The sequence below is a fragment of the Neorhizobium fuzhouense genome (assembly GCF_042611105.1).
Classification (GTDB): Bacteria; Pseudomonadota; Alphaproteobacteria; order Rhizobiales; family Rhizobiaceae; genus Neorhizobium; species Neorhizobium galegae_A.
Window position 1 is genome coordinate 351491 of the sequence record NZ_JBHFFP010000002.1, and the last position, 18210, is coordinate 369700.

Here is an 18210-nt window from a genome sequence, read left to right on the forward strand (position 1 = left end):
GGAAGAGTCTTCGTCCACAGCAAGGCGGCAAGTGCTTTCGGCGGCCGGAAACGCGGCGGAATGGGCCGTTGCCCTTGACCCCATGGCGTGTTTCCCCCATAGCCACGGTCAATCTAAATCAAGGACGGGTGGAACCCTTATGGGCTTCAAATGCGGTATCGTCGGTCTGCCGAATGTCGGCAAGTCGACCCTCTTCAACGCGCTGACCAAGACGGCGGCGGCACAGGCGGCAAACTATCCCTTCTGCACCATCGAGCCGAACACTGGCGAAGTGGCCGTGCCCGATCCGCGCATGCAAAAACTCGCCTCCGTGGCCGGCTCCAAGGAAATCATCCCGACCCGCATCTCCTTTGTGGACATTGCGGGCCTGGTGCGTGGCGCCTCCAAGGGCGAAGGGCTTGGCAACAAGTTCCTGGCCAACATCCGCGAAGTGGATGCCGTGGTGCATGTGCTGCGCTGCTTCGAGGATGACGACATCACCCATGTCGAAGGCCGCATCAATCCGGTCGGCGATGCCGAGACGATCGAGACCGAGCTGATGCTCGCCGATCTGGAAAGCCTGGAACGCCGTGTCGAGCAGACCCGCAAGCGCGCCGCATCCAAGGACAAGGATTCGCTCGCCCAGCTGCCGATCATGGAAGCGGTGGTGAAGCTCCTGAACGAGGGCAAGCCCGCCCGCCTTCTCCTGACCACCCTTGCCGCCGACGAAATCGAGATCCTGAAGGGTTTGAACCTTCTGACCTCCCACCCGGTTCTCTACGTCTGCAACGTGGCGGAAGCCGATGCGGTGGACGGCAATGCCCATACCAAGGCTGTCGCCGAAATGGCAAAGGCGCAAGGGGCCGAATGCGTGATCATTTCAGCCGCCATCGAATCGGAAGTGGCGCAGCTGCCGGAAGAGGAAGCCAAGGAATTCCTCTCGGCGCTCGGCCTTGAGGAAGCTGGTCTCGACCGCCTGATCCGCGCCGGCTACAACCTGCTCGACCTCATCACCTATTTCACCGTGGGCCCCAAGGAAACCCGCGCCTGGACCATCCGGCGCGGCACCAAGGCGCCGGCTGCGGCCGGTGTCATCCACACGGATTTCGAGCGCGGCTTCATTCGTGCCTTCACCATCGCCTATGACGACTACATTGCCTACAAGGGCGAAGTGGGCGCCAAGGAAGCTGGCAAGGGCCGCGACGAAGGCAAGGAATATGTCGTGCAGGATGGCGACGTCATTCACTTCCGCTTCAACACCTGAGCCTCTCCAGGCTTTTGTCGATTGCGCTGCCGCCCCTTGCCCGGGCGGCAGTTTTCGTTTGGGGCCGGCCGTTTCCGCAAACAGCTTGGAATGACCGGAACATCCGCTATGGTTGTCTGATCAGCGTGAATGGGAAGAGCAATGCTGCATTTTGAGGATTTTCACGAGGGGCGCAGTTTTCCGCTCGGGCCTCGCACGGTCACGGCCGAAGAGATCATCGAGTTCGCCCGCGAATTCGATCCGCAGCCGATGCATCTGTCGGAAGAGGCCGGAAGAGCGAGTATTCTGGGCGGCCTTGCCGCCTCCGGCTGGCACACCGCCGCCTTGCAGATGCGCATGATCGTCGACAGCTATATCGGCAATTCCACCTGCCAGGGCGCCCCCGGCGTCGATGTGATGGATTGGAAGAAACCGGTTCTTGCCGGCGACTCGCTGTCGGGCGAGGGTCTTGTGCTGGAAGCGCGTCCGCTCAAGTCCCGCCCGGGCATCGGGCTGGTGCGCATGCGCACTGAACTGCAGAACCAGCGCGGAGACACCGTCTGCGTCGCGGAACAGGTCATCATGTTTTCGATGCGCAGCGCCAAGGAGACCGCCGCATGAGGCTGGCAGAGCTTTATCCCATCGGCACCCGCATTGAGACCGGCACACTGGAATTTCTGGCCGAAGACATCATCCGCTACGCCGAAAAATTCGATCCGCAACCATTCCACATGGATGCGGAAGCGGCCAAATCCTACGTGTTCGGGGGGCTCTGCGCCTCCGGCTGGCACACCTGCGCCGGCTGGATGAAGATGCTGCTTGCCCATTTTGCCGAGGAATTCCCACGCCTCAAACAGCAGGGGATAACGCCGCCGAAACTTGGCCCCTCGCCCGGTTTTCGCAAGCTGCAATGGCTGCGCCCCGTCTATGCGGGTGACCGCATCACCTATTCGGTGACTCTCACCGACACGCGCGAGCTTGCCTCGCGCCCCGGCACCTGGCTGAATTCGACCCTCAACGAAGGCATCAACCAGAATGGCGAGATGGTGCTGCGGTTTGAAAGCAGCGTGCTGGATTTTGCCTGATAAATCCGGTCGTAGAAGCCAATGCGGCCGGATGCTGATCGCCGGCCGAAACCGTTTCCTCAGCGCGTGGCGATGACCGCAACGCCCGCGCCGACCATGGCGGCCCCGGCGCCCCGGTTGATCCGCTTGACCACGCGCGGGCTGCGCATCAGGCCACGCGCGCGCCTTGCCAAGAGCACATGGCCGCCAATCACCACCACCTCGACAAGCAGGATCACCAGAGCAAGGCTTGCGGCCTGCAGCAGCGTGAGGTTGGGGCCGATGACATTCGGCAACAGGGCGACATAAAACAGCGGCATTTTCGGATTGCCGAGATTGAGCACGACGCCCGCGAGAAACCCGCGTCTCAGATCACCTGGTTCGGCCACCGCCTTCTCCTCTGGCACATGCGCCGGCGATGTCCACAGGCGCAGGCCCATCCAGACGAGATAGGCAGCACCCGCATAACGCAGCACGGTCATGCCAAAACCCATCTCGCCGGCCACAGCCGACAGGCCGAAGGCGGCGAGAAACAGGAAGATCAGGATGCCGGTGACGGTGCCCAGCCCATAGGCGATGCCGGAGGCAGCACCGCCCTGCACGGTGCGGGCAAGGATGGTCATGTTGTCGGGGCCGGGACTTGCGGCAAAGACGAAAAACGTCGCCGCAAAGGCGATCAGCGTGTGAAGATCCATATCCGTTCCCTCAAGGCTTGTTATGCCTTGAGGCTATGCCCGCGCGACCTGCCGCACAAGTCCCGCAAGGCGGGATCAGTGCCCCTCGAAGGACACCAGTGTGCGCACTTCAACGCCGAGCGCCTCGAGCTTCTGTCGCCCGCCAAGCTCCGGCAGGTCGATGACGAAGCAGGCGGACACGACATCGGCACCCAGCTGGCGCAGCAGCTTGACGGCGCCTTCGGCCGTGCCACCGGTGGCAATCAGGTCGTCGCAGAGGATGACCTTGTCGCCGGGGCGCACCGCATCCACATGCATCTCCATCTCGTCGGTGCCGTATTCGAGGCTATAGGCCATCCGCACCGTCTGATGCGGCAGCTTGCCCTTCTTGCGGATCGGCACGAATCCGGAAGAGAGCTGATGCGCCATGGCACCGCCGAGGATGAAGCCGCGTGCCTCGATCCCCGCCACCTGATCGATGGCAAGGCCGTTATAGGGCCGCACCAGTTCATCGACCGCCTGACGGAAAGCGCCGGCATTGCCGAGCAAGGTCGTGATGTCACGAAAGATGATCCCCGGCTTGGGATAATCGTGAATGGCGCGGATGGCGGTGGCGAGCGTCGTTGCAATATCGGACATCGGATCTTCCAGTGAAGGGCTGCTAGGGGGCGGGCAAGGCGCCTTGCACGCGAAAGGCGGCCGAAGCCGCCTCTCTACAGGATCAATGGGAAAACCGAAATGGTTTTCCCGAAACAGGGTGGAGGCTCCGTCAACACGACGGCAGCGCCTCAATGCTCCTTGCGGGCGTAAACCGACTTCTTCGTCAGATAGATGAGGATGCTGAAGATGGCGAGGAACACCATCACCATGAAGCCGGTGCGCTTGCGCTCTTCCAGATGCGGCTCGGCAGCCCACATCAGGAAGGCGGCGACGTCCTTGGAATACTGGTCAAGCGTCTGCGGCGTGCCGTCGTCATAGGTCACCTGACCATCCGAGAGCGGCGGCGCCATGGCAAGGGCGGGTGCCGCGATGAAATACGGATTGTAATGCGTGCCCGGGGCCACTTCGACGCCGGCCGGTGGCTCCTGGTATCCGGTCAGCAGGGCGTGGATATAGTCCGGCCCGCCTTCCTGGTACTGGGTGAAGATATCGAAGATGAACTGCGGAAAGCCGCGCGTCACGCCACGGGCCTTGGCGAGCAGCGACATGTCCGGCGGGGCAGCGCCGCCATTGGCGGCAGCCGCCGCCTGATCATTCGGGAAGGGTGACGGGAAATGATCCGACGGCACGGCCTTGCGGGTGAACATCTCGCCCGCGTCGTTGGGGCCATCCTGCACTTCGTGCGTGGCGGCAAAAGCCTTTACCTGGGCGTCCGAATAACCGAGCCCTTCCAGCGTGCGGAAGGAGACGAGCTTCATCGAATGGCAGGCGGAACAGACTTCCGTATAGATCTTCAGGCCGCGCTGCAGCTGGCCCTTGTCGTAATGGCCGAAGGGGCCGGCAAAGCTCCAGTCCACCGGCTGCGGATGGTGGATCGGATAGTGCGGCGTGCCACCTTCCGCATGGGCGGCCTCCTCCGCGGCTGCCGCGCCGGAGGCAAGACCGGCGACGAGAGCCAGGGACAGGAAGCCTTTGACAAGCATTTTCATCGTTTTCGTCCTCTCGGTCACTGGCTTCAGGCGCGCATGTCGGCGTTCACGGTGCCGTTCTTCTGAAGAACTGCCTCCGTAATCGAGTTGGGGATGCGCCGCGGCGTCTCGAAGAGGCCGAGAAGCGGCATGATGACGAGGAAGAAGCCGAAGTAATACAGCGTGCCGGCCTGCGACAGCGCGACATAGATGCCTTCCGCCGGCATCGCACCCAGCCAGCCGAGAAGGATGGCATTGACGACGAAGAGCCAGAAGAACAGCTTGTACCAGGGGCGATAGACCGCCGAGCGAACCTTGGACGTATCGAGCCAGGGCAGGAAGAACAGGACGATGATCGCACCGAACATCACCAGAACGCCGCCGAGCTTGGAATCGATCGGGCCGACATTGAAGGTGATGGCGCGCAGCATGGCGTAGAACGGCAGATAATACCATTCCGGCACGATATGGGCCGGCGTCTTCAGGGCGTTCGCCATGATGTAGTTATCCGGGTGACCCAGATAGTTCGGCATGTAGAAGACGAACCAGGCATAGGCCATCAGGAAGATCGAGACGCCGAATGCATCCTTCAGCGTCGCATAGGGCGTGAAGGGCACCGTATCGGTCTTGGTCTTGATCTCGACGCCGGTCGGGTTGGTCTGGCCCGTCACATGCAGCGCCCAGATGTGCAGGATCACCACGCCGGCGATCATGAAGGGCAGGAGATAATGCAGCGAGAAGAAGCGGTTGAGCGTCGGCTGATCAACGGCAAAGCCGCCGAGCAGGAACTGCTGGATCCACTCTCCGACCAGCGGGAATGCCGAGAAGAAGCCGGTGATGACGGTCGCGCCCCAGAAGGACATCTGACCCCAGGGCAACACATAGCCCATGAAGCCGGTTGCCATCATCAGCAGGTAGATGACGACGCCGAGGATCCAGAGGATTTCGCGCGGCGCCTTGTAGGAGCCGTAATAGAGACCGCGGGCGATGTGCAGGTAAACGGCGATGAAGAAGAAGGAGGCGCCGTTGGCATGCATGTAGCGCAGGAGCCAACCATGGTTGACGTCGCGCATGATCTTTTCGACAGAGTTGAAGGCAACCGTCGTTTCGGCCGCATAGTGCATGGCCAGCACGACGCCGGTCAGGATCTGCACGACCAGCATGACGGCGAGCATGGCGCCGAACGTATAGGCGTAGTTGAGATTGCGCGGCACCGGAAAGGCGATGAAGCTGTCATACACCAAGCGCGGCAGGGGTAGCCGCGAATCGATCCACTTTTCGATGCCTGTGGAAGGCTGGTAACTGGAATGCCCACTCATGCTGTGTCCCCTCACCCGATCCGGATCACGGTATCGGTCGCAAATGTAAACGTCGGAATGGCCAGGTTCTGAGGCGCCGGGCCCTTTCGAATGCGGCCCGCCGTATCGTAGTGCGAGCCATGGCAGGGACAGAACCACCCGCCGAAATCCCCGGACTGCCCCAGCGGCACGCAGCCGAGATGGGTGCAGGAACCGATCATGACGATCCAGTTTTCCTTGCCGGCGCCCGCCGAGCGGTCGACATCGGTCGCCTGCGCATCCGGGGCGATATTGGCGTTGCGGGCCACCGGATCCTTCAAGTCACCCAGAGCCACGGCCTTGCCTTCGGCAATTTCCTGCTCCGTGCGGTTGCGGATGAAGACCGGCTTGCCGCGCCACTTGACGGTGAGCGACATGCCCGGTTCGACGCTCGACACGTCCACTTCTATGGAGGCCATGGCCAAGGTGGATGCGTCCGGGCGCATCTGGTCGATGAAAGGCCAGGCCACAGCCACGGCACCCACGGCACCCGCCATGCCGGTCGTCAGATAAAGGAAATCACGGCGAGTGGGCTCGCCCACGCTGCCGCTATTCGTGTCGTGCTCGCTCACGGTCAAACCATCCTCTGCGCAGAAATGTCGTAAAATTGCATGGCCCCTCGCCCCGTCTCAATCCAATTCGGACACAATTGGACTCTATGCTCCCCAAGGGATTTCTATGCGTGATCGTAAGATAAGTCCAGTCTCGGCAACAGGATATGGGCACATTGTCGCGGGCCTGACATGCGACAAGAACGCCCGTGCCGCCAGCGTGCCACAGCTGTCCGTTGCGCGCCTGCCGCGCCACCCGGCAGGGGCCGTCTAAAAACCTGCGCCCTGGTGGTTCAGTGTTTGTTGCGGCGCACAAAGGCGCATGTTATGGCAGTTCACCCTGCCGCGACGCAATGGAACGCCATGCGCCATCACCTGTCCTTCAGTATTTCCTTGATCAGCGCGCTGGTTTTGCTGCTAGTTTCCAGCCGATTCGTCGTCGATTTCTTTCTGGTCACGATTTTTCAGAACCTTCACTTTCATCTCGCTCTCATTGCAGTTGTTGCGGTGTCAATTGCACTTGTCATCCGCTTCAACATTTTCGGCGTGATCGTCCTGATGGCGGCAATCGGCCTGAGCATCCACGGCTACCTGCTGTCGCAACGCTATGCGGTCGCCACGGTCGATACCCCCGGCCCGGCGTTCCGGCTGATCTCCTTCAATGTGCTCGGCACCAATACGGAAAATGCGAACGCCATCGCCGACGAGATCCTCGGATCGCGGGCCGACGTCGTAAACATCATGGAAGCGCGCGGCGTGGTGCCCGCACTTCCCCGGCTGTTTGCCGCTTATCCCTACCGAATCGGATGCGGAGAGCAGACGAAAAGCTGCGACCTGATGATGCTGTCGCGTTATCCGCTGAAGAACGGTACGATCCAGAGTCTGAGCCAGTTCGCCTATCACCGCTTCATCACCGCCCGTGTCCAGCTGCCGGCGGGAGAGGTCAATGTGGCGGCGATCCACCTGACAAAACCCTATTTCGATGCCTACCACGATGAGGAATTGCAGGGTGCGGCGCGGATGCTCGGCCGCCTCAATGGCCCGCTCGTCCTTTCGGGCGATTTCAATGCGTCGAGCATTTCCCCCGACATGCTCGAATTCCTGCGCCAGACAGGGCTGAAGGCGGCCAAACGCCAGCCCGCCACTTGGCCGATCATGGCCGGCTCGCTCGGTGTGCCGATCGACCATATCTACATCCGTGAGCCGCTTGCCTTTCGCCATATCCAGCGCATTGCCGACAACCACGGCTCCAACCATTACGGGCTGGTGGCGGATCTGGGGCTGCCCCTGCCCTGACCCGGCGGGTTTCAGACGTCTGACCCGAGATCGAGAAAGCCGCCGGACTGGCGCGACCAGAGTTCGGCGTAAAGCCCGCCGGAGGCAACAAGGGCGGAATGCGTGCCCTCTTCCACGATGCGCCCCTTGTCCATGACGATCAGACGGTCCAGCGCTGCGATGGTGGAGAGCCGATGGGCAATGGCGAGCACCGTCTTTCCCTTCATCAGGGCGTCGAGATGCGTCTGGATAGCCGCTTCCACCTCCGAATCGAGCGCCGATGTTGCCTCGTCCAGCACCAGGATCGGCGCATCCTTTAGCATGACGCGGGCAATGGCGATGCGCTGGCGCTGGCCGCCGGAGAGCTTGACGCCGCGCTCGCCGACATGGGCATCGAACCCCTTGCGGCCGCGCTGGTCCTCCAGCGCCAGGATGAAACTGTCGGCTTCCGCCTGACGGGCGGCGGCAAGCAGTTGCGCGTCGCTGGCATCGGGACGGCCAAACAGGATGTTGTCGCGGATCGAGCGATGCAGCAGCGATGTATCCTGCGTCACCATGCCGATCTGCTGGCGCAGCGTCTCCTGGCTCACCCTGGCGATATCCTGCCCATCGATCAGGATGCGCCCGGACTCCACGTCGTAGAAGCGCAGGAGAAGGTTGACGAGCGTGGATTTTCCAGCCCCCGAGCGCCCGACGATCCCGACTTTTTCACCGGCCCGGATGGTGAGGTTCAAGCGATCGATCACGCCGGAGGCGCGGCCGTAGTGGAAGCTCACATCCTCGAAGCGGATGTCCGGCTGGCGCACGACAAGCGCCGGCGCGTCCGGTACGTCAGTCAGCGACACCGGCTGCGAGATCAGCTCGGCGGCATTCTGCACCGTGCCGAAATTGCGCATGATGCCGTTGAACTGCGTCATCAGGCGCCCGAGCAGGAAATTCAGCCTCAGCACCAGCGCCAGCGTGAAGGCGACCGCGCCGGAACTGATGCGCCCGTCGAGCCACAGATGGATGCACAGCGCCGCCATGCTGGTGATCATTACGCCCGACAGCAGCGCCATCGAGGCCCGCACGCCGGTGATGAAGCGGGTGAACATCATGGTCGAGGCCTGAAAGATATCGAAGCCTTCGCGCATGTAGCGGTCGTTCACCTCGTCGCGGCCGAACAGCCGCAGCGTCTGGATATTGCTGTAGGCATCCACCATGCGCCCGGAGAGCATGGAGCCGGCTTCCGCCGTCTCGCGCGAGTGAAAGCGGATGCGCGGCACAAAATACCGGGCAAGAAACGAGAAGATGCCGACCCAGACCAGCACGATGACGGCGAGCCGCCAGTCGAGCCCGCCGATCAGCGCCAGCATCGAGACCGCATATATGCCGACGAACCACACGCTTTCCATGAGCGAGGTGACGAGATCGCCCGTCGATTGCCCGCCGGACCAGACCTTCGTGACGATGCGCCCGGCAAAATCGTTCTGGAAGAAGGACAGCGACTGGCGCGCCACGTGCTGGTAGGACTGCCAGCGCACCATGTTGTAGAAGCCGGGTGTGATCACCTGCTGGTCCACCAGCGCCGTCAGCATCGTCACCAGGAAACGCACGGCGCCGATCAGCACCAGCATGCCGGCCAGTTCATAGCCGTGGGACGCCAGAAGCCCCGACCAGCCCGCCGCCCGGTCGACGCTTGCGAGAATATCGACAAGCCGGCCGACGAACCAGAACAGCGCCGCCTCGATGGCGGCCGTCAGCCCACCCAGCACCAGCATGATCAGGAACGGCGCCTTTGCCTGGCGCACGTAGAACCAGATGAAGGCGAAGGTCGCTCTGGGTGGCTGCAGATCGGGCCGCGGGGCAAACGGCCGGATACGGGTCTCGAAAAAGCGGAACAGGGCGTCAATCATACCCTTGGGTATAGGCGCTTTCGCGTCCGCAGCAAGACGCGCGCCGGCTTAAAGTTTGGCAATGTGGCGCCGGCTAATTCGTCCGGCGGCCGTAGAGCGCCTCATAATGCCGGTCTTTCGGCAGGCGGCCGGACACCGTCGTGGTCACCAATGTGTCGTCGCCGCGGAATTCCGCCCGCTGCAGCGCAAGGCGGGCGCTGTCGTAAAGCTGCGCCGGCGTGACCGCGCCGAACGCGGAGGCGGCACCCAGCCGGCACTGGACATTCGGCAGGTCGGGAACGCGCTTGCGGGCCAGACGCACCGTGGTTTCCAGAATGCGGCCGATCCGGCGCCCGAGATCCGTCAGCGACAGGTCGTCGGTGAAGCTCACCAGCATGCCCAGTTCGTCCATCTGCAGCCAGGAGGCCATTTCCTCCTTGCTCATCAGCCGGCCGGCCTGCTGGCCGAGCGTATCGAGCAGAAAATCGCGCGCACCGATCATGGCCGGGCGCTGATAGGCTTCAAGGCCCTTGAGGCGGCACAGCACCAGGCTCGACCCATCGAGCTGCTGGCCGTCGGTCGTCAGCGCCTTCATCCGCCCCATCAGGGCGGCGCGACCGGCCAGCCCGTGGACCAGGGGTGCAGCAGCGACCGGACGGGCGGCATCGGGGAGGCCAGCGCCTGCGGCCACAAGCCCGACAACGGCGCCGGCTCCGGCGCTGGCATCGGGAAAATTCGCCTCGACGGCGGGGGATGGGCCAGAGGGAGACAAGACCGATGTCGCCGGAGCCGGTCTTGCGACCGAAGGTCCGGCCCAGTCGTCCAGCGCCTGCATGACCTGCCGGGTGGCCTCCAGTTCCGCCGCACAGGCATCGGTCACCGCCTTCAGCACATGGGCGATCTGCGCCGGCGACAGGGCGGGTGCGGACTGAAGCAATGTGGCCGCCTTTTCGATCTTCTGCAGATTGCTGCTCACCGTCTCGTCCACGGCAGACAGGATGCCACGCAATTCCGTGGCCGCATCAAGAAGCGACAGGGCGGCGGTCAGGCGCTGGCCGGTTTGAAAGTGCTGCGGAAGGATATCGCGGGCCATGGCGGCCCATTCCTGCGGATCGATGGGGCGGGGAAGCAGCGCGAAGCGGCGCTTGATCTCCGGCCTCTCCCCTTCGATGAGCAGCGTCATCAGTTCGAAGTTGACAGGACTGAGGTCCAAGCCGAGGCGCAGGAGAAGAGCAACGGCCTGCCGGCCATTGGCGTTCGGATCAGGCTGCATGCTTGTGATGATAGACATCGCGCATTCTCCCAGATCAATAGGAGATCACCCTAAAATAAAAGCTAATCCAAGCCTTTAAGGGGAATGGTAAACGCATCGACAAAAGACAGGGAGCCATGCCGGGCCGCAATGCAGGCCCGGCATGGTGATCTCATGCGGCAAGCCGCTATTCCGCGGCCGCCTCCGTCTTGTCTTCGGCATCATCGCCCAGGAAGCCACCGGACTGGCGGTTCCACAGGTCGGCATAGATGCCGCCCTTTTCGACCAGTTCCTGATGCGTGCCCATTTCGACGATCCGGCCGGCATCGAGCACGATCAGCCGGTCCATCTGCGTCAACGTCGACAGGCGGTGGGCAATGGCGATCACCGTCTTGTCCTCGATCAGCTTGAACAGGCTTTCCTGGATCGCCGCCTCCACTTCCGAATCGAGCGCCGAGGTCGCCTCGTCGAGCACCAGGATCGGCGCATCCTTCAGGAAGACGCGGGCAATCGCGATGCGCTGGCGCTGGCCGCCGGACAATTTGACGCCGCGTTCGCCGACATGCGCATCGAGCCCCAGGCGCCCCTGCTGGTCGGCCAGGCCCTGGATGAAATCCCAGGCATTGGCGCGCTTGGCCGCCTCGATGATTTCGGCATCGGTGGCATCCGGGCGACCATAGGCGATGTTGTCGCGGATCGAACGATGCAGCAGCGAGGTATCCTGCGTGACGACGCCGACCAGCGCACGCAGGCTGTCCTGCGCCACATGCGAGATATCCTGCCCGTCGATGAGGATGCGGCCCTTCTCCACCTCGTAGAAGCGCAGGAGAAGGTTCATCAGCGTCGTCTTGCCGGCACCGGAGCGCCCGACGAGACCCACCTTCTCGCCCGCCTGGATAGAGAGCGAGAAATTGTCGATGACGCCCCTCTGCTTGCCATAGTGAAAGCGCACGCCGTCATAGACGATGGCGCCCTTCTGGGCCGAAAGCGGCTTTGCCGATGGCCGGTCGATGATCTCGTGCGGCTTCGTCATCATCGACAGCCCGTCATAGACCGTGCCGATATTTTCAAACAGCGCCGCCACTTCCCACATGATCCATTGCGACATGCCGTTGATGCGCATGGCAAGGCCGATGGCAACCGCAATTGCCCCGACGCTGACGCTGCCATCCAGCCAGAACCAGATGCCGAGCGAGGCGACGAAGAACTGCACGACGGCATTGTTGATATCGACGCAGATGTTGAGAAGCGAAATCTGGCGCATCTGCTTGTGAACGGAGACGAGGAAGGCATCCATGCCCTGCTTGGCATAGATCTCTTCGCGGCCCGCATGCGAGAACAGCTTGACGGTGGCGATATTGGTATAGCTGTCGACGATACGGCCGGTCATCATCGAGCGGGCATCGGCCTGCTCGCTCGACAGCGTGCGCAGCTTCGGGATGAAATTGCGCAGGATGAGGCCATAGACGATGATCCAAAGCACCAGCGGCACGCCAAGACGCCAGTCGACCGAGGCGACCAGCGCCAGCATCGAGACGAAGAAGCTTGCCGCATAAACGAAGACGTCGATGATCTTGATCGCCGCGTCGCGCACGGCAAGCGAGGTCTGCATGACCTTGGTGGACACGCGGCCGGCGAACTCGTTGGCAAAGAAGGTCATCGAATGGCGTAGCAGGAAGCGGTGCATCTGCCAGCGCGCAATCATCGGAAAATTGCCCGCCAGAACCTGATGCATGGTGACGGTATGCATCATGCCGGCAAGCGGCAGGCCGACAAGCAGCAGCCCCGCCATGGCGGCCAGCCGTCCGCCCTCCTGCGCGAGGAAGGTGGTGCGATCCGCATTGCTCAGCCAGTCGACGATATTGCCGAGGAACTGGTAGAGCAGCACTTCCGCCACCGCAATCACCATCGAGCAGGTGCCAAGCAGCAGCAGCCAGGGCCAGACCGGCTTCGTATAATGCCAGCAGAAGGCCAGAAGGCCCTTCGGCGGCAGGGCCGGCTCACCGGCCGGATAGGGGTTTACGCGATTTTCAAACCAGGCAAACATCAATAGGCTCCGTCACTCGGACTGCCGCGGCGACTGCGCATGATCTGGGCGCAGGGGCACTCACCGGCACGCGGCGAAATTCAAATGGCAAGGCCTGGCAAGGCCTCGAAAACGATCTTGGAGAGGTCAGGCTTTGCGGGAACCGCGAGAGCTTAGGCCAGCAGCAGAACAATCTGCGGTCGGAAGCGCAAAAACACGGTCATATCCATGAAGGCCTCCTTTGGCTGGCGTTGAAGACGAACTGCGTTTACCAGCAAAGGGAAAATTTGAAAAGCCGGAATCTGCACAGACAGGCGACAAGCCGGCAGCGTGACGGTTGCATGACGGGCCTGTGGATGAAATAGCCCTTGGCGTTCTAAATCTCCACCACAGGCTGCTCCATGACCGCGCTTCGCATTGCTCTCTACCAGCCCGACATTCCCGGCAATACCGGCACCATCCTCAGGCTCGCGGCCTGCCTGGGGCTTGGTGTCGATATCATCGAGCCCGCCGGCTTCGTGCTCACGGACAAGAACCTGCGCCGCGCCGGCATGGATTACCTCGCCAGCGTGACGATGACGCGCCATGTCAACTGGGCGGCCTTCAACGCCTGGCGGCTGTCGGAAAACCGGCGTCTGGTGCTTGCCTCGACCAAGGCCGCCACCCGCTACACCGATTTCCGCTTTGCCGGCAATGACGTGCTGCTGTTTGGCCGCGAAAGTGCCGGCGTGCCGGATGCCGTGCATGAGAGCTGCGATGCACGGCTGATCATTCCAATGATCGAGGGCCAACGCTCGATCAATGTGGCGATCTCGGCTGCGATGATCACCGGCGAGGCAATGCGGCAAATTGACTGGCAGGGCTGATACAGCCCGAAGTGGTATTGGCGGATCACGGGAACTGTGCGAAGCTTATGCTTGAGAATGCATATTCAAGAACACTTGCCAGCCTCCTCCCAGCTTCGGAGAGACACCCATGTTCCCGACCGCATTCACCCATTCCATCACCCAGTTCGCCCGCACCCTCAGCCTTCCGGAACGCATCCAGCATTCGCCGCTGCGCAACCTGTCGCTGGAAAGCCTGCGCCGGCGCAACACAACGCTCGACTCGCTGTTTTACGACGTCAAATCGGTCACGGCGGAAGAAGCCTTCTATATCAGCAGTTGTCTTGCTGCCGAGGGCGCCATTCTGATCGTGCCGCCAACGGGCGCAGGATCGCTGAAACTCTGCGACACGATCGACGACTATCTGCTGGGAGGTGGCGAGACGATCGACACGCTGGCGGTTGCCGGGGTGGGCTCGTCTGCGCTCGGCTCTGCCGCCTTTGCCCGCAACATCGCCGATGCCATCGACAAGCCGGTGGCGGTGGTTGTTTCCGGCTACGGTCTGGCCGACGTGATGACCGAAGCGCTCGGCGGCTATTTCCTCTTCGGCTATCTCAATGGCTTTCGCCACCAGTTCGAGCGGCTGGACGACTTTTTCGGCCGGCCGCAGTTCGGCGTGGCACCGAAACTCTCCATCGAAAAGCTGGCGGAAGCGAGCCTCGATACCCAGACGGTGGGTGCCCTGCTTGCCCATCCGCGCCTGTCCTTCAAGCTGATCCTTGGCCACTCCAAGGGCAATCTGGTGATCTCCGAAGCGCTGTACCGGCTGGCCCATGCCGATCTCGCGCTTGCTCAGACGCTCGCCGCCCGCGCCCGCATCATCACGATCAGTGCCCGCATCGCAATGCCGCGCCCGTTCCGCGATGTCATCGACGTCATGGGCGAGTGGGACTGGTTCGGGGAAATCAACTCGCGCCACGCAATTCCGGTGGATGAACTGGTGCCGCAGGCCGGCCACCATACGAATACCGATCTGCCCAACCATGTGCCGGTCACCGAAACGCTGCGCAAGGTGCTGGCCGGCTCAGCTGCGCTGGCGCCGACAGACGAGACAAGCCCGCGGCTGACGGATGCAACGATCCTGACGCTCCCCGTCATTGCCGAAGTGCCGCCCCCTGCCCCTGTTCCGGAAACGCTGCCGATTCCGGTGCCGGAACTGATTCCGGAAGCCTTGGCCGCGCCTCCGAGCGACGTGGATGCAGCACCGGAAGCAGAGCCTTTGCCTGCAGCCCTCACCGATCTCCTGGACGCACCCGATCCTTCCGCCGCGGTGGAGACCACCGAGATTGAAACGGCCGAACCGGCAGACGATGCAGAGCCCCTGGAGGCCGTAGCGGCCATCGAGGAGATGGCGCCGGAGGTGGCGGACGTCGATCTGCCGGAGGCCCTCGAAGAGCCGCAGGCGGCAAAACAGTCTGACCCGCAGACGGATGAGATCACAGAGCTTGCTGCGGCACCGGACGAGACGTCCGAAGCGCTTGTGGAGCCGGATGTCGTGTCGGAGCCCCTTGCCGAGACTGTACTCAAGGCCGAGGCCGCGCCAGTCGCTGCCGCCGAGCCTGCCCAACCCCAACCGGCAGCCCCCGCGCCGACGAAACCCAAAACCCCGAGTGCCGCCAGAGCAAAGCCGCGGCGCGGCCGATAGCATCTTTCAGGGGAACGTCCGTTGAGGACGGCAGGCTATGGGATGACACGGAGCGCGATGGTCGCTTCGTTCGTCCGGCGCCGTGGTCTTTCCTTTGACGAATCCGCTTGCAAAATGAAAGTGCCGACGGCGGACCCCGTCGGCACTTTCATCCTGGCGCATCGCCTCGACAGACAAGGGAAGCAGTCGAGGGCAACGGCCTGAAGCTCTCCCGGGCGGCGCGGTGCCGCCGGCTCGATCAGGCAAACAGCATCATGGTCTTTGCCATCGTGGCATTGGTGATGTTGAGCCCGATGGTCTGCAACTGCTGCTGGACACCCTGCGAAGAGAGTTTTACCGCCTCTTCCTCCATGTCCGCATCCACCATGCGGCCGATACCGATCTGGGTAATGTCCTGCAGGTTCTGCAGAAAATTCGTGTTGGAAGAGATGCGGCTGCTGGTTGCGCCGATGGCAGCGCCGCCGTCGATCATGCGCGCCATCATGCTGTTGACGGCAGACATCATGCCGTCGATCTCGTCATTGCTCGTGGCATCCGACACGCCGATCTCACGGGCACCGGCGCCATTCGGCACGGTGGAACCGGCATCGAGCAGGTAGTAGGATGCGCCGGAAGCACTCGTGCCGGAATAGGCGCGGGTGAGCAGACCATCGGCCGCATCGCCCTTCGCCACAAGCGTCGAGCCGCCCCTGTCGAAATCAATGACGTTGACCGAGACATTGCCGTTGCCGTCGCTTGCGACCGAGCCGACCATGCTTTCCACCTTGGGGCGCTCGCCGGCTCCCGTCTTCAGCCAGTTCTGGCCGTTAAAGGAACTGCTGTCGATCACGGTCGTCAACTGCTGTTTCAACTGGCTGATTTCGGCATTGACCGCCTTCCGGTCGACGCCCGGACTTTTGGCAAGGATCAGCTTCGACTGGATATCGGACATGATGTCGGTTGCCGCGGTCATGCCAAGGGCTGCCGTATCGGCGATGGCTGCGGAAAAGGCCTGCGCGTCCTCGGCACTCGACAAGGACAGACTGCTGGATTTCATCGTGGTCGCAATCGACCAGTAGGCCGCGTTGTCGGAGGCTTTATTGACCTCGCGGCCGGAGGCGACGCGGATGGTCGTGTCGTTCAACGCCCGGCTTGTGCCACCGAGAAGGGAAAGCGCTGATGCGGCTGTGGCATTGAGGGATGACGAATACATCGGTTCTCCGCTTGTGTCGGGCCAACCGCTTAACCGGTCTGGCTCAGGCATGGGAGACATGTAGCGGGCAAGGATTTGCGGTTCGGTTTAACCGGACGTTATAATTTTAGCGTTTGCGCGAATACCTGTCATCTCAGTCAGCCGTGGGCAGGCGGCGCATGGTAAATTCGATGCAATCGCCTTCCAGCTGCCGCCAGCTTTCGACTTCGGTCCAGTAGGCGGCCTTCGGGAAACTGTCGAACCATTCGCGGGCTTTGCGGCGGGCCTCCTCGCGCGACAGGCAGTAGGTCTGACGCACGAAATTGCCCTCGTGCTGTCGGCCGCTCACCTCCTGCCGATGGCGGTTGATCCTGCGCTTCAGTCCGTCAAGCGGCGGGGGTTTGGCCATGCGCTTCACCTCTTTGCTCCAGATCGATTTTTGACGATAACCCGGCAATGCAGGCATGGCGAGTCGATTATCGCCGCTTGCCCCTGCGTTACGCCTTGATGCCGGCGCAGTTGAGCGGTTGCCTGCGCACAGGGCGCCGGGTTATGTCCGGGCCCGATTGACGCTGCGGGCTCAAGGCCCGATTCGACGCGTCGGCGCCAGTTCGGGCCGGCACGGCAAGAAGGGAAAGATCGCCATGGAAAGACCGCATATCCCGCTCGGCCTGCCGGACGATATCGAGGGCAAGAAGGCGCAAGCCCGCGCCTGGTTCGAAAGCCTGCGCGACACGATCTGTCGAAGCTTCGAGGCCCTCGAGGATGAGCTGTCAGGGCCCTTGAGCGACCGGGCGCCCGGCCGGTTCCGGCCGAAGGACTGGCTTCGCGAGGACGGCGAAGGCGGCGGCGGGCGCATGTCGATGATGGAAGGGCGGGTCTTCGAAAAGGTCGGCGTCCACACCTCCACCGTGCATGGCGAGTTTTCCGAGGAATTCCGCAAGCAGATGCCGGGGGCCGCCGATGACCCGCGCTTCTGGGCCTCGGGCATTTCTCTGATCGCCCATCCGGTCAACCCGAATGTACCGGCCGTGCACATGAACACCCGCATGGTGGTGACGACCAGCCAGTGGTTCGGCGGCGGCGCAGACCTCACGCCGGTGCTCGACCGGCGCCGCACACAGGAAGACCCCGATACGGTGGCCTTTCACGCGGCCATGGAAGAGGCCTGCCGCGCGCATGACACTGTCGCCGATTATCCGCGCTACAAGGAATGGTGCGACGACTATTTCTACCTGAAGCACCGCAACGAGGCGCGCGGCATTGGCGGCATCTTCTTCGACTGGCTTTACCCTCAGCCGGGCAAAGGCGGCTGGTCTGCGAATTTCGCCTTCGTGCAGGCGGTCGGCCGCGCCTTTGCCGGCATCTATCCAGACCTCGTGCGCGGCAATTTCAACCGCCCGTGGACCGATCAGGATCGCGAGGAGCAGCTCGTGCGCCGCGGCCGTTATGTGGAGTTCAACCTGCTCTATGACCGCGGCACCATCTTCGGATTGAAGACCGGCGGCAATGTCGAATCCATTCTCTCCTCGATGCCGCCGATGGTGCGCTGGCCGTGATGGACACTGGCTCTACGCGGCGCGGGCGATTGCTCGCGGGTGCGGCAA

The 18210-nt window shown here is 62.6% G+C and carries 17 protein-coding genes; 7 read left to right on the forward strand and 10 right to left on the reverse strand.

Annotated features, from left to right (window positions below; translation table 11 throughout):
• Positions 1 to 139: 139 nt before the first annotated feature.
• From ychF to ACEXP3_RS05465, 3 genes are all read left to right on the forward strand, one after another.
• Positions 140 to 1243, forward strand: a complete 1104-nt coding sequence (gene ychF, locus ACEXP3_RS05455; protein WP_377296350.1) for a redox-regulated ATPase YchF — start codon at positions 140 to 142, stop codon at positions 1241 to 1243.
• A gap of 129 nt (positions 1244 to 1372) precedes the next feature.
• Entirely contained in the window at positions 1373 to 1843 is a 471-nt protein-coding gene (locus ACEXP3_RS05460) for a MaoC family dehydratase (RefSeq protein ID WP_377296351.1), read from the forward strand.
• The gene (locus tag ACEXP3_RS05465) at positions 1840 to 2307 is read left to right on the forward strand and encodes a MaoC family dehydratase (RefSeq protein ID WP_377296352.1); all 468 of its coding nucleotides are present in this window, start codon (positions 1840 to 1842) and stop codon (positions 2305 to 2307) included. The genes ACEXP3_RS05460 and ACEXP3_RS05465 overlap by 4 nt, the downstream gene beginning before the upstream one ends.
• A gap of 59 nt (positions 2308 to 2366) precedes the next feature.
• On the opposite strand, the gene ACEXP3_RS05470 is transcribed toward ACEXP3_RS05465, so the two are convergent.
• The 5 genes from ACEXP3_RS05470 to petA form a co-directional block, all read right to left on the reverse strand.
• Positions 2367 to 2981, reverse strand: coding sequence for a LysE family translocator (locus ACEXP3_RS05470; RefSeq protein WP_377296353.1), 615 nt, complete (start codon positions 2979 to 2981; stop codon positions 2367 to 2369).
• A 75-nt stretch (positions 2982 to 3056) separates the two neighbouring features.
• On the reverse strand, positions 3057 to 3599 hold the full coding sequence (locus ACEXP3_RS05475) for an adenine phosphoribosyltransferase (RefSeq protein ID WP_210104431.1): 543 nt from the start codon (positions 3597 to 3599) through the stop codon (positions 3057 to 3059).
• Between the two features lie 149 nt (positions 3600 to 3748).
• Complete coding sequence (locus ACEXP3_RS05480) at positions 3749 to 4609, reverse strand: cytochrome c1 (protein WP_210104430.1); 861 nt, start codon at positions 4607 to 4609, stop codon at positions 3749 to 3751.
• Positions 4610 to 4635: 26 nt separating this feature from the next.
• Positions 4636 to 5907: a cytochrome b gene (locus tag ACEXP3_RS05485; RefSeq protein ID WP_377296354.1), complete on the reverse strand. Its 1272-nt coding sequence runs from the start codon at positions 5905 to 5907 to the stop codon at positions 4636 to 4638.
• Between the two features lie 11 nt (positions 5908 to 5918).
• Complete coding sequence (gene petA, locus ACEXP3_RS05490; protein ID WP_210104428.1) at positions 5919 to 6497, reverse strand: ubiquinol-cytochrome c reductase iron-sulfur subunit; 579 nt, start codon at positions 6495 to 6497, stop codon at positions 5919 to 5921.
• Positions 6498 to 6803: 306 nt separating this feature from the next.
• Here petA and ACEXP3_RS05495 point away from each other — a divergent pair, with 306 nt between their 5' ends.
• Positions 6804 to 7772, forward strand: a complete 969-nt coding sequence (locus tag ACEXP3_RS05495; protein ID WP_377296355.1) for an endonuclease/exonuclease/phosphatase family protein — start codon at positions 6804 to 6806, stop codon at positions 7770 to 7772.
• Positions 7773 to 7783: 11 nt separating this feature from the next.
• Here ACEXP3_RS05495 and ACEXP3_RS05500 read toward each other — a convergent pair whose 3' ends face one another.
• The 3 genes from ACEXP3_RS05500 to ACEXP3_RS05510 all read right to left on the reverse strand — a co-directional run bounded on the left by ACEXP3_RS05500 (position 7784) and on the right by ACEXP3_RS05510 (position 12924).
• Complete coding sequence (locus ACEXP3_RS05500; protein WP_377296356.1) at positions 7784 to 9646, reverse strand: ABC transporter ATP-binding protein; 1863 nt, start codon at positions 9644 to 9646, stop codon at positions 7784 to 7786.
• 73 nt (positions 9647 to 9719) lie between these two features.
• On the reverse strand, positions 9720 to 10916 hold the full coding sequence (locus tag ACEXP3_RS05505; RefSeq protein ID WP_377296357.1) for a hypothetical protein: 1197 nt from the start codon (positions 10914 to 10916) through the stop codon (positions 9720 to 9722).
• Between the two features lie 148 nt (positions 10917 to 11064).
• Complete coding sequence (locus ACEXP3_RS05510; RefSeq protein ID WP_377296358.1) at positions 11065 to 12924, reverse strand: ABC transporter ATP-binding protein; 1860 nt, start codon at positions 12922 to 12924, stop codon at positions 11065 to 11067.
• Positions 12925 to 13304: 380 nt separating this feature from the next.
• On the opposite strand from ACEXP3_RS05510, the gene ACEXP3_RS05515 reads away from it, so the two are divergent.
• Positions 13305 to 13769: a tRNA (cytidine(34)-2'-O)-methyltransferase gene (locus tag ACEXP3_RS05515; protein ID WP_210104423.1), complete on the forward strand. Its 465-nt coding sequence runs from the start codon at positions 13305 to 13307 to the stop codon at positions 13767 to 13769.
• A 109-nt stretch (positions 13770 to 13878) separates the two neighbouring features.
• A complete protein-coding gene (locus tag ACEXP3_RS05520) occupies positions 13879 to 15432 on the forward strand; it encodes a hypothetical protein (protein ID WP_377296359.1) in 1554 nt (517 codons plus the stop codon).
• 238 nt (positions 15433 to 15670) lie between these two features.
• On the opposite strand, the gene ACEXP3_RS05525 is transcribed toward ACEXP3_RS05520, so the two are convergent.
• Positions 15671 to 16624 (reverse strand): flagellin N-terminal helical domain-containing protein, encoded by a 954-nt coding sequence (locus ACEXP3_RS05525; RefSeq protein WP_377296360.1) that lies wholly within the window; start codon positions 16622 to 16624, stop codon positions 15671 to 15673.
• Between the two features lie 133 nt (positions 16625 to 16757).
• Positions 16758 to 17012: a hypothetical protein gene (locus ACEXP3_RS05530; RefSeq protein WP_245365684.1), complete on the reverse strand. Its 255-nt coding sequence runs from the start codon at positions 17010 to 17012 to the stop codon at positions 16758 to 16760.
• Positions 17013 to 17247: 235 nt separating this feature from the next.
• Here ACEXP3_RS05530 and hemF point away from each other — a divergent pair, with 235 nt between their 5' ends.
• A complete protein-coding gene (hemF, locus tag ACEXP3_RS05535) occupies positions 17248 to 18162 on the forward strand; it encodes an oxygen-dependent coproporphyrinogen oxidase (RefSeq protein WP_377296361.1) in 915 nt (304 codons plus the stop codon).
• The last annotated feature ends 48 nt before the right edge of the window (positions 18163 to 18210 follow it).